Source organism: Paenibacillus uliginis N3/975 (genome assembly GCF_900177425.1).
In the GTDB taxonomy this organism is placed as follows: Bacteria; Bacillota; Bacilli; order Paenibacillales; family Paenibacillaceae; genus Paenibacillus_AQ; species Paenibacillus_AQ uliginis.
Window position 1 is genome coordinate 4263357 of record NZ_LT840184.1, and the last position, 12284, is coordinate 4275640.

General features: G+C 44.5%; 10 protein-coding genes. 2 read left to right on the forward strand and 8 right to left on the reverse strand.

Going from position 1 to position 12284, the window contains the following annotated elements:
* Positions 1 to 2 precede the first annotated feature (2 nt).
* From B9N86_RS20380 to B9N86_RS20405, 6 genes are all read right to left on the reverse strand, one after another.
* The gene (locus B9N86_RS20380) at positions 3 to 2300 is read right to left on the reverse strand and encodes a glycoside hydrolase family 3 N-terminal domain-containing protein (protein WP_208914963.1); all 2298 of its coding nucleotides are present in this window, start codon (positions 2298 to 2300) and stop codon (positions 3 to 5) included.
* A gap of 27 nt (positions 2301 to 2327) precedes the next feature.
* Complete coding sequence (locus B9N86_RS20385; RefSeq protein WP_208914965.1) at positions 2328 to 3251, reverse strand: carbohydrate ABC transporter permease; 924 nt, start codon at positions 3249 to 3251, stop codon at positions 2328 to 2330.
* A gap of 32 nt (positions 3252 to 3283) precedes the next feature.
* Positions 3284 to 4213: an ABC transporter permease gene (locus B9N86_RS20390; protein WP_208920567.1), complete on the reverse strand. Its 930-nt coding sequence runs from the start codon at positions 4211 to 4213 to the stop codon at positions 3284 to 3286.
* A gap of 87 nt (positions 4214 to 4300) precedes the next feature.
* On the reverse strand, positions 4301 to 5791 hold the full coding sequence (locus B9N86_RS20395) for an ABC transporter substrate-binding protein (protein ID WP_208914967.1): 1491 nt from the start codon (positions 5789 to 5791) through the stop codon (positions 4301 to 4303).
* A gap of 133 nt (positions 5792 to 5924) precedes the next feature.
* Positions 5925 to 7436, reverse strand: a complete 1512-nt coding sequence (locus B9N86_RS20400; protein WP_208914969.1) for a response regulator transcription factor — start codon at positions 7434 to 7436, stop codon at positions 5925 to 5927.
* Positions 7429 to 9255 carry a sensor histidine kinase gene (locus B9N86_RS20405; RefSeq protein WP_244562775.1) on the reverse strand — a complete coding sequence of 609 codons (1827 nt, stop codon included), beginning with the start codon at positions 9253 to 9255 and terminating at the stop codon, positions 7429 to 7431. Before B9N86_RS20405 ends, B9N86_RS20400 begins: the two co-directional genes overlap by 8 nt.
* A gap of 236 nt (positions 9256 to 9491) precedes the next feature.
* Here B9N86_RS20405 and B9N86_RS20410 point away from each other — a divergent pair, with 236 nt between their 5' ends.
* Positions 9492 to 9830 (forward strand): L,D-transpeptidase, encoded by a 339-nt coding sequence (locus B9N86_RS20410; protein ID WP_208914971.1) that lies wholly within the window; start codon positions 9492 to 9494, stop codon positions 9828 to 9830.
* 118 nt (positions 9831 to 9948) lie between these two features.
* A complete protein-coding gene (locus tag B9N86_RS20415) occupies positions 9949 to 11025 on the forward strand; it encodes an AI-2E family transporter (RefSeq protein ID WP_208914973.1) in 1077 nt (358 codons plus the stop codon).
* A 78-nt stretch (positions 11026 to 11103) separates the two neighbouring features.
* Here the strand turns inward: B9N86_RS20415 and B9N86_RS20420 are convergent, their stop codons facing one another.
* Both B9N86_RS20420 and ung read right to left on the reverse strand, forming a co-directional pair.
* Entirely contained in the window at positions 11104 to 11499 is a 396-nt protein-coding gene (locus B9N86_RS20420) for a hypothetical protein (protein WP_208914975.1), read from the reverse strand.
* Between the two features lie 17 nt (positions 11500 to 11516).
* Positions 11517 to 12203 carry a uracil-DNA glycosylase gene (gene ung, locus B9N86_RS20425; protein WP_208914976.1) on the reverse strand — a complete coding sequence of 229 codons (687 nt, stop codon included), beginning with the start codon at positions 12201 to 12203 and terminating at the stop codon, positions 11517 to 11519.
* Positions 12204 to 12284 lie beyond the last annotated feature (81 nt).

The following is a 12284-nucleotide window of genomic DNA, read 5'->3' on the forward strand; positions in this document are numbered from 1 at the left end:
ATTTAATCCTCCTGCACCGTCAGATCAGTGCTAAGCGTATCATTGACATGTCTGCCTGCCATCACGCGGAACAGACCTGGCTCAACAACATACTTATAATCTTTGCCGATATACTGCAATTGTTCTGCTCCAACCGTAAACTCAACAGTCTTTGATTCTCCAGGCTTCAAGTGGATCTTGCGGAAGCCCTTTAGCTCTTTGGCAGGTCTGGTGTAATGACTTACGGCATCAGATATATACATCTGAACGACTTCGTCCCCTTCACGGTCTCCCGTATTGGTTACGTTAACGGTCAGCGTCGCTTGTTCGTCAGACCGGATCACTTGCGGTTCAATTTTCAAATCACTGTAGCTGAACTCAGTGTAACTCAGTCCATATCCAAACGGATAGCGCGGCTGTGAATCATCTTCCAAGTACCTTTTGCCGCGCGAGCGCTTCCCGTGATAATAAACAGGGAGCTGACCGACATGCTTAGGTACCGATATCGTCAGACGTCCCGATGGGTTGACATCACCGAACAGAATATCGGCAATGGCGTGACCGCCCTCCTGACCCGGATACCAAGCTTCAAGAATGGCATGGGCATGCTTGTCCATCCAAGGCTCTGCAATAGGTCGTCCATTGATCAATACAACCACAACGGGCTTACCGAGCTTATGAATTTCCTGAAGCAGTTCTAGCTGTACACCCGACAGTTGAAGGGTCATTCGGTCAATTCCTTCACCGCAATCCATATCGCTCCAAGCATGCTCCGTCACTTTAGATGCCCCGGTTCTCAGGTCAATCGTTCCTTCCCCGAAATCACGGGCGCTGGAACCCCCAAGTACCATAACGACCGTATCCGCCTGCTCTGCGCAGGACAAAGCCAAATCAAAACCTTCTTTTGAATCATCCTTAATCCGGCATCCTGGTGCGTACAGCACACGCTGCGGCTCATCCTTCAGCTTCTGACGAATTCCCTTCAGCACAGTAGCCACGCTGTGGGGAGGTTGCGGTGATGTATAATCACCGAGCTGATTGTATCCTTGATCCGCATTCGGACCGATAACCGCAATCTTACCGGACGTCTTGGACAGCGGAAGAATCCCGTTCTCATTCTTGAGTAATACGGTACCTTCAGCGGCAAGCTGATGAGCTAATGCAATATGTTCGCTACTCCCTATGACGTTCCCTGCACGATTCGGATCAACATAAGGATTTTCGAACAATCCGAGTTTGAATTTCAGACAAAGCACACGCTGGACAGCCTGATCAATAACTTCCGTTTCCAGCTTACCGAGATTTACGGCTTCTAACAAATGTTTGTTGAACATTTCTCCAGACATTTCCATATCAATCCCTGCCCGAATGGCCTGAACCGCGGCATCCATGCCATCCTCCGCCGTATCGTGACCGGAAGCAAGCATATCGATAGCTCCGCAGTCAGTAATGACCATCCCGTCAAAACCCCATTCCTTGCGGAGAATTTCGTCAAGTAACTCGGAATTGACTGTACATGGGACTCCGTCGATTTCGTTATATGCCGGCATAATAGACTCGGCTCCAGCTTCAACTGCTTTCTTAAACGGCAGCAAATCCACTTCCATCAATTCTCGCCGTCCCATATGTACCGGTCCGGCATTTCTTCCACCCTCCGAGCTTCCATATCCCGCAAAGTGTTTCAACGTTGCAACCACACTGTCGTCCCGATCAAGAGACTCACCTTGAAGTCCTTCAACCGAGGCAACACCCATTTTGCTGATCAGATAAGGATCTTCCCCAAAACATTCTTCCGTGCGTCCCCAACGGGGATCACGCACCACATCCAGCACCGGCGAATAAGTAGCTACCCCGCCCTGGCTTCGTGTCTCAACGGCAACGGCATGACACATCTCCCGGTACAGATCTACATTCCATGTGCTTCCTATCGACAGCGGTACAGGAAAGACGGTCCCACCGATCGCCATATGTCCATGGGAGCACTCCTCTCCGATCAGAATCGGAATGCCCAGACGGGAATGCTCAATGGCGTAACGTTGAATTTCATTTACCGCCTGAGCACCTTCCTGGGGAGAGAGACCATTTTCGAGCGATACCCCTGTCCACGGATCAGCACGGAGCACCCCGTAGAGGGAGCCCACGCCGCCGTTGGTCACTTGCTGTTTAAAAGATTCAGTTAATGAAATCTGACCGTTCTTATATTCATAGGTCTTCCAGCCGAAAGGTTGAATCAGCTGTCCGATCTTTTCTTCCAGAGTCATGAGGCTAAGCAGGTGCTGAGCCCTTTCCATGGCTGGCTTGCCAGCATCTTTATAAGTCATCTGCAATCCCTCCGGTCATAACATGGATTATTCTTTTACCGCACCGATCGTCAGGCCTTGGATAAAGTAACGCTGGAAGAACGGATAAGCCAAAATGATAGGTCCGGTGGCCAGTACCACCATCGCCATACGGGAAGTGTCCTGAGGCAATGATTGAAGAGCCTCCATGCTAAGTGAAGAGTTTTGGGAATTTTGCAGAATGAACTGCATGCTCGTTTCAATCCGCATCAACATGGACTGCAATGGAACCAGGTTCGGATCATCAATGTACAAGAGCGCGTTAAACCAGTCGTTCCAGTATCCGAGCGTGCTGAACAATCCGATCGTTGCCAACCCAGGAAGGGAAAGCGGAAGAACGATTTTATAGAAAATTTTGAACTCCGATGCTCCATCAATTTTACCGGACTCAACAATCGCATCCGGAACACTCGTGACATAAAACGTACGCAGAATCATGATGTAAAAGGCGTTAACGGCAAGCGGCCATATGAGCGCCCAGATCGAATCCTTAAGTCCCAAAAGCTGTGTAGCTACAATATAAGTCGGCACCAGACCACCGTTAAAGAGCATTGTAAAGAATGCGAAAAATGAAAAGAAGTTACGGTATTTGAAGCTTTTACGTGAAATCGCATAGGAGTACAATGAGATGACACATAAGCTGATGAGCGTACCCACAACGGTTATGAAGATCGTTACGCCGTACGAGCGGAGCAGCGTGTCACCTGTCTCGAATACGTACTTGTACGCTTCCAAACTCCATTTCTCAGGAAAAATCTGATACCCGTTATGGGCAAGAGATTTCTCATCCGTAAAGGAAATGATCATTACAAACAGAAACGGAAATACACACAAAAAGGAAAATATTCCAGCAATCAGGTTCGCTCCAATATTCCAACCCTTGGAGAGCTGATGAAAGTCTTGAGTCTTGGTCTTGCTTTTGCTGTTACTCACGGTACGTACCCCCTTTGATGAAAATTTGCGGATTAGAACAACGCGTTTTCCTTGTCATATTTGCGCACGATATAGTTCGAAGTCATAACAAGGGCGAATCCGACAACAGATTGATACAGACCAGCGGCAGTACTCATACCGATCTCACCGGTAGTCTTGAGTCCACGGTATACATAGGTATCAATAACGTTCGTGACCGAATAAAGCGTACCGGAATCTCTCGGCACTTGATAGAACAGTCCGAAATCCGCATAAAAGATTCTGCCTATGGCAAGCAGGGTTAAGATGGTCATAAGCGGCTTCAGCATTGGGATCGTAATTGACTTGATCTGCTGCCATTTGTTCGCGCCGTCAATCATAGCCGCTTCATAGAGCGACTTGTCGATCCCCGTAATAGATGCGAGATAAATAACACTGTTATAACCAATGGATTTCCACAAGCTGATCAAAGTCAAAATGTAAGGCCAGTATTTTGCTTCCGAGTACCACTGAATCGGCTCCATACCGAACCATCCAAGGATTTGGTTGAGTACCCCTTTATCCATACTTAAAAAGCTGAATGCAAAATAACCGACGATTACCCATGATAAGAAATAAGGCAGAAACATGCCGGTCTGGTAAACTTTCGCCAGTCGTTTATTTACGATTTCAGACAGTACAATCGCCAGGGCAACAGACAAGATGAGGCCAAGCACGATAAAGGCGAAATTATACAACACCGTGTTTCTCGTAATGATATATGCGTCGTTCGTACTAAACAAAAATTTAAAGTTATCAAGTCCGACCCACTTGCTGTCTATGATACTGGCCAGAAATCCATCGCGGCTAAAACGGTATTCTTTAAACGCAATGATCGTTCCGAACATCGGCAAGTAGGAGAAAAAGAGAAACCAAAGGGCTCCAGGCAAAACAAAGAACAGCATCGCTTTATTGAGCATAATATTTTTAAAGAATTGTCCGATCGCTCTCACGTTTATCCCTCCTCGTGGTGAATGAAAAAGAGAGGGCGGTCGATGACCGCACTCCTTGTATTCACATTGTCAATCTTCTTACTTGTTGCTTGCTTTCCAAGCGTCAACTTGGCTTTGAGCTTCAGCCATGATTTTGTCTAGGCCGGCAGCTTTCAATTTCTCGATTGCTTTAGGCAGGAATTGTTCTGGATCTACAGTACCTGTCATCAGTGGGGCCCAGAATTCTTCTTTCACGTTGTTGACCGCAGCAAGTTCGGAAGATACCTTTGTAGGATCGAAGTTGAAGCCGAGCAGCGGTGCAGGTTGACCGGATGCGTTAAACTTCTTGAATTCTTCCCACTTGTTCTCAGGATCTTCAGGGTTCAAATAAGTAAGCATGACGTTACCAAGTGAAAATGTAGGCATGTCGTAGTTCTTAGATTCAGGCAAGTTTTCCATTACATTCTCGCTAAGTTTCTTGTAGTGTACGCCTTCAATACCGGAATCTACCATATTACGAAGTGTTGCGTCTGTATTAAGCAGATTCAGGAATTTCATAGCTTCTTCAGGATGGTCAGAGTTCGCGGATATCGCTTGCATGGAACCCATTACAGACCAGTTGAAGATGACAGGGTCACCGGCTGGTGCGGAGACAATTGGGTAACCATAGCTTTCACCCCACATGTTATCGGCAAACGGCTGTGTAGAAGCGCGGTCTGTAAACCAGTTTCCAGAAGTAAACAAATCTTGTGTAGAAGTTGTTGTTGCTGCTTCAGGAGAAATGTATCCTGCTTTGTAGAATTTGTTCATTGTTTTCAAAGTTTCCATCGTTTCTGGAGCTTCGAGGAAGTTGATAACTTTCAATTCTTCTTTATCGTTCATATAAACAGCCATCGGCATTTTTTCAATGACGTAGTCGAAAGGAAGAAGTGGAGCAAAGTCTTTGTTGATCGCGAGAGGTACAACATTTGGCTCATTTTCCTTAATTGTTTTGAGCACTGGCTCAAGGCTTTCCAATGATCTCACGTTAGAGATGTCCAGGTTGTGCTTCTCAACAAGATTTTTGTTGAAACGCCATACTTCTTGAGCCGGAAGCTCTTTGTTAGCCGGGATCGCGTAGTTATGTCCGTCAACCTTGGAGCCTTCCAGGAAAGCAGGGTCAAGTGCTTCTTTAATGCCTTGTCCATGATTCTCAATCAACTCATCAAGCTCCATGAATGCGCCTTTTCTTGCGTTTTGAACGTAATCAAATGCCCATGAGCTTGTGAACAAAATGTCCATCGGCTCACCGGAAGCTGCCATAACCTGCATTTTTTGTGTATAGTCACCGAAATCAATCTGCTTCATGTCAACGGTTACACCGATTTTCTCAGCAGTGTACTTATTGATCTCAGCCTCAACTTTATCCAGATCTTTCTGAGGCTGACCGATCGTATACCAGATCAGTTCCACTGGTTTAGTTGCTGTACCGCCATCGTTGCTTGCGCTTTCATTAGCATCCTTTTTGTCACCACCGCAAGCAGACAACAGCATAGAAACGGACAACAGCAATGTAACTGGAAGCAGCCACTTCTTTCTTGATTTACTCATTTTATTTCCTCCCTTTTTTCTCTCTTGTACACTTTCTACACTTCTAAGGTTACCGGATGAAAGCAGTTTCACATAGGTTAAAAATCAAAGTTATTATGGTGAAAATAAAGAAAAAACCACTCTGATCAATACATCAGAGCAGTCCTTTAAAGTCTCTTGGCGATAAACCTACATACTTCTTGAATTGCTTGTAGAAATACCCAGTTTCCCAATAACCGACTTCCCTGGAAATATCTTGAACTTTAAGGTTTGTCGTACGAAGCAGTTCTTTAGCTTTCTCAATCCGGTAACGGTTTATGTACTCCGTGAAACTCTCCCCTGTTTCCTTATGAAAAAGATGCCCCAAATAAACCGGATGAATATGGTATTGCCCAGCGAGCACTTTAAGCGACAAATCCTCGTTATAAGATTGATGAATATGGTGAAGAGCTTGCTGAATCACAGGACTTTTGATATCGCTGTTCAAGGAATCGACCAGACCGCCAATCCCCTCCTTCACAGCAGCAATCAAATCATCTATTGATACTGATTCCATAATGCGGGTAAGTGTGTTTTTAACGAAGTCCGGGGCAGCACCATATTGAATGTCGCTAAGCTCCATCTTAAAACGGATAATCAGTTCTACAGCAAAGCTTTGTAACGCGCTCGGCACAATGCCAGGCGTATTCCGAAGTCGCTCGTAATCACTATCGATTTTGTTAAACAACTCCTGTTTATCCCTTGCTGCAATGCCTTTGGCATAGTCAGGCCAATGTAACGAGAAGGATCGTGAAGCCTCCTCCTTGCGCTCCTTGATGTCTACATAGTCCACATATGATGGCTGCTCTAGGACCAGAAAATACTCCTGAGCCTCTTTCGCATGCCGATAGCTGTCCGTGTTATGCTCTGGAAGGGTCTCCACACTTCCCAGAGAAATACAAATATCTTCTCCGAAACACTGCTCCCTAACTTGCTGGAGCAACCGGATAGCTCTTGGTTTCTCAGCTTCGGAATCATCCATCGTAAAAATCACAACAAAGTCTCCGTCATAATCGACCAAATAAAGAACGTTGTCTTCATTTTCCACCAGTTGTATCAGCGCCTGTTCCACTTTCGCCGATTGAGTTCGCAGCACAGACACCATCATATAAGACTGGTCAAGTCGAAGACCCAGTAAAGAAGCACGCTCTGACAGCTCTTCCGGCTCGATCTTCCCGGTTAACCAGCGGTGTAAAATATTACTTCTCAGAATGGAAATATCATATTCATTAAGCGCATAACTCGCTCTTGAGGCGTTGATCTTCTCAATCGTACCAGAGAGTGTCTCCTCAAGCTCTTTTAGATTAATCGGTTTCAGCAGATAATTTTCAATTCCAAGACGCATGGCTTCCTTTAAATAAGCAAAATCGTCAAATCCGCTAAGGATGATAACTTTAAGCTCCGGTTTGATTTTTCTGGCCTCCGCTATTAACTCGAGCCCTGTCATGACAGGCATAGAGATATCCGTAATGAGTATATCCACAGGGAGCTCTTTCAACTTCTCAAGCGCCAGCTTTCCGTTTTCTGCATTACCAACAATTTCAATATCGAACCGCGGCCAATCTACGGCATCATACAGTCCTTCAATAATAAAAGGTTCGTCGTCTACGATAAATACCTTATACATCACTTTCCATCTCCTCTTCTGTCACCGGAAAATCAATCGACACCGTAGTACCGATACCCGGCTTGCTCTGGATGTCCATACCAAACTTATTTCCGTAAGTGAGCTTCAGACGCTCGTTAACACTTCTTAGACCAAATGATTCCTCCCCGCTAGCCTCGGCTAACTGAAGACGCTTCAGGATACTGTCCAACTTGTCCGCTGTAATTCCTTTACCATTATCACGAATTTCAATATGCACCCGGTCATCTTCCCGGACAGCTGTAATGAGAATATGGTTATCATAACGGTCTGTCTTCAGACCATGGACAATATAATTTTCTATTAGTGGCTGCAGCGACATCTTGATCATCGGGATTGCACCGATCTCCTTCTCCCAGTCGAATTCATAGGTGAACTTGTCTTTATACCGGATCCGAAATAGTTCAAGGTATAAACGGCAAGCCTCAAGTTCATCCTTCAGCGTGTAATTGTCCTTGGTCTGCACCATATTTTTAAAGAGCACAGATAAGCTGTAGATCATCTCACCAACATCCTGAGCCCCTTGAGAGAGCGCCCTCATTCGAATGACTTCCAATGTGTTATATAAAAAGTGGGGGTTAATTCTTGCTTGAAGCGCAGACAATTCCGCATTCTTCTGATTGATCTCCGCTTTATACACTTTGTCGATATACTTGGTCAGTTTTTCCAACATCTCATTAAAACTCTGTGAAATCTGTCCGAGCTGATCTTCCTTCGGATCCTGAATTCTGGCTACAAAATCCCCGGTCTCTACTTTACGCATAAACCGGATAATGTTGTTAGTTCTCTTCGAATAATTAACAATCACCACAGCAGGGAGTAGGACAGCGAACAATACGCATGCCAGAGCAGCCAGAATGATCGTACTGCGAAGACCCTCATAAGTCGCTGCAACCTCCGCTTTGGGAGCGATTCCAACGACAGTGAATCCCCCTTGATTATTAGACAAAGTGGTTATATAAGACTCTTCCTCCAGCTCCACGGTCTCCTTCGGATTGAGCAGCTCTTCCGCATATGGATAACGCTTACCATAGAACTTACTTGAAGAATCAAACAGCACCTGACCATCGGCGGACAATACCAGAATATATCCCTTCATATTGGGTGATTGGCTCGACAGCATCTGATGTAAGCCCTCTGTCCGAAAATAAACAAGCAATTGGCCCAAATTTTTATAGGTTCTCATATCATTAATCGGACTTCGAATGGAAAACAGCTGACTTTCTTCGTTCCGAGTCAGTTTCTGTACCCATTCATTGGGCAGCGTTACGTTCAAGCTCTCTAGTGCCATGACATCCGGAATGAATGACCGCGCCGAGTTGACTTGGTATAGCTTGTTCATACTCCCCTGCTTGTAGACATAAATGTATTGCTTCTCTGCACTGTAAAGAATGATATTTTCAATATCAGTATCATCTTCCAGACGCTTTTTGAAATAAGACAAAATACTATCTGAATTGGATCCGCGGGACCCGATAATCCGGTCGATTCTTTTGGCCATGTATTCATCGAATGAGTTCATCAGAAAAAAGGAAGCGTCATCACTAAGCGTGGTGCTACGGTACAAATCATTTACATACGACTGCACAGTCTCGTATTTCTGATTGATATACCGTTCTACCCGCTCTACCGCTTCGCGTTGGTTACCCAGCTCGTCTCGTACGGCAGTTTGGGACAAAAAGTAATACATTAGATATGACACCGAAAGAATCGTCACCACAGTGATCGCAGCAAACAGGAGCAGTATTTTAGTGAACATATTGTTTTTAATATAATTTTTATAAAAATTAACCGGAGACACGACTGTCAATCTCCTTCCTGATGTGTAAGAACGGCTTGGTTACCGCTTCTATACTATAACACGTTCCGACCATTTTATTTCGTTGTAATAATTTAGGATATCGCACATTGGCTACGTCAAATATTCAACAACTACATGTTAAAAAACGGAAAAGATATTAAAGGCCCATTTCGCACACTTTAATGCGCGTCGACTCTTCCCTTCACATAAGATAGGTGAAGAAGGAGTGATTCATTATGCCAAATTACCGGATAATCGTTGATACATCGGATTATCAACTTCATTTGCTTGACGGGAATCGTGTGGTACACACCTACCCTATCGCTGTCGGTAAACTAGCTACACAGACACCTCCTGGAAACTATACGATTGTTAATAAACAACCTAATCCTGGCGGACCCTTTGGTTCATACTGGCTAGGCTTATCGAAGCCGCATTACGGTATTCATGGAACGAATGACCCTTCTTCTATCGGAAGATCTGTATCCCACGGTTGTATCCGTATGTACAACAAGGATGTCAATGAACTGGCTTCTCTTGTACCGATCCATACCCAGGTGACGATAAGGCACTAATTTATTATGAACAGTAATCTCGCTTTTCTTCAAATCATATTAATATGGTTAATGAGTAATGAGTACTGTTAAGCAGTTTTTAGGTACGACATTATACATAACCTGGAGGAAACGCCTTATGGTGCAGAGCAAATATTTTCGAACGTGCCTCGGTATTATTGCACTGCTGTTAATCATTTATCTCGGTTCTAAGATCAGCTTTTTATTCAATCCTATCCTGTCCATATTCAACATGCTTCTCGTACCAATTGCCATGGCCGGATTTTTCTATTATTTACTGCGGCCCATCGTAGACTATCTTGAACGGAGAAAGATCAAACGCTCACTTGGCGTACTTATAATTTATTGTGTGTTCATCGGAATACTTACCATCTTTATCGTCGTAGTTTGGCCGACATTAAATGAACAGATTGCAAATTTCATCATGAATGCACCCAATTTGGTCGAAGATATGCAGAAGCAAATGAATCAGCTACAACAAAATCCGTTCTGGTCCCGTCTTATTCCTTCAGAATCCGAACTTTATAACCGTATGATGGAGTATGTAGACCAGGTTATATCATGGATCAGCGACTCTATTAGCAACCTCATTACAGTGGTATCCAGTGTAGTTGTCATTATTGCAACCGTACCTATTGTGTTGTATTACATGCTTAAGGAGAGCAATAAACTTCCGCCAAAACTTCTCGGTGCCCTACCCAGACGGTTTCGTAAAGACGGACAAGAAGTACTTCGTGAAATTGACAACGCGCTTAGCAATTTCATCATCGGAAAAGTGATCCTCAATCTGGTGCTCAGTGTCATGATATATATCGGGTTTCTGATCATTGGACTCCCCTATTCACTGCTTCTTACACTGATCTCTTTCATACTAAATTTTATTCCATATGTCGGTGCTCTGCTCGCAACCATTCCTGTTGTCATTGTCGGCTTTATTGAATCTCCCAGCATTGCCATCTGGTCTGTAGTGGTTATTGTCATCGCACAGCAAATTCAGGATAATATTTTGACTCCTGTCATTTACGGTAAACAGCTCGAGATCCATCCACTGACTACGATTGTCCTGCTGCTTGTCGGTGGTGATTTATACGGAATATTGGGGGTACTTCTGGCCATTCCTGCATATATGGTTCTCAAGATCATTGTCGTTAAAGTGTACGAACTCTTTCTGGCCGAGAAGGTAGAGAATGCTTAGTAATTAACTTGAGAATTTGAAAAGGCGCCTGAGTTACGGCTGGCGCCTTTTTTGTATACATTTTATTTTTCGTATATATCAAACTCTTCCGCGTAGAGAACGCACCACGAAGCTGTGTTCATCTTTACGCAGACGTATACCATTCGACAACGTAACCGTTTCTGCATCATGTGCTGTCAATATCGCTTGAGATGCCGCTAAAGAATCCCCTCTCCACACCATCACATGTGAGCGGAAATATACGGCGTTATCAAATTGTATGGAATGATTAATTTTGTAGCCAATACTGTTCAGAGACGGAGATCGATCTGCCCTTTCTATCTTGGCAATCGCATGAAAAGGCACGACAACATCGCCCGGTACGATCACTAATTTCTCATGCACACTGTCCCATATTTTCAGCACACCTTCGACCGCGACTTTTGTACCGTCACGACGCTGTACAACAACTCGACGACCAATCCAATGTTTCAATCTGGCCACCTCCTGGACTATTTCGCTTCCGCAACCGGTATGCCGGGAATATCCCAGTTTACCGTTTCAATGCCCTGCTCTTTCAAAAAAATACTCGACGTTGAAAATGGTCGGCTTCCGAAAAATCCTTTACGTGCAGCTAAAGGGCTTGGGTGACTTGACTCTAGCACCTTATGCCGGCTCCGGTCAATATAAGCCCCTTTTTTTTGCGCGTAGCTTCCCCATAAAATAAACACCATTGGAGTTTCACGTTCATTTAATTTCGAAATAATGGCGTCCGTGAATCGTTCCCACCCCAGTCCTTTATGCGAATTAGGTTGTCCTTCTCGAACGGTTAGTACTGCATTCAGAAGCAGAACGCCCTGGTTAGCCCAATGCATCAAAGATCCATGACTTGGGGTAGATATGCCAATATCCGATGTCAGCTCTTTATAAATATTATGTAATGATGGAGGTATTTTAACCCCGGGTTTAACGGAAAAGCTAAGGCCCTCAGCCTGCCCGTAGCCGTGATATGGATCCTGGCCCAAAATAACAATCTTCGTATTCTTGTATGAGGTCTGTTTTAATGCACGGAAAATATCCTCTTGAGGTGGATAAACAGTATAATTCCGATACTCCTCAGCCACTTTCAATCGCAACTGCTCGAAATAAGGCTTCTCTACCTCTTCTTGCAGAAGTGAATCCCAATCGTTATTAAACAAAGATTTCTCCTCCTAGCAGATATTCCGGACTAACAAAATTTAAGATACATAGAGGTTGTTCAAAAAGTCCGCTTTTGATCA

Bases quoted from the DNA above. Each gene is read 5' to 3' on its own strand.
- B9N86_RS20380 (WP_208914963.1), bottom strand. From the start codon at position 2,300: ATGACTTATAAAGATGCTGGCAAGCCAGCCATGGAAAGGGCTCAGCAC.
- B9N86_RS20395 (WP_208914967.1), bottom strand. From the start codon at position 5,791: ATGAGTAAATCAAGAAAGAAGTGGCTGCTTCCAGTTACATTGCTGTTG.
- B9N86_RS20400 (WP_208914969.1), bottom strand. From the start codon at position 7,436: ATGTATAAGGTATTTATCGTAGACGACGAACCTTTTATTATTGAAGGA.
- B9N86_RS20410 (WP_208914971.1), top strand. From the start codon at position 9,492: ATGCCAAATTACCGGATAATCGTTGATACATCGGATTATCAACTTCAT.
- B9N86_RS20415 (WP_208914973.1), top strand. From the start codon at position 9,949: ATGGTGCAGAGCAAATATTTTCGAACGTGCCTCGGTATTATTGCACTG.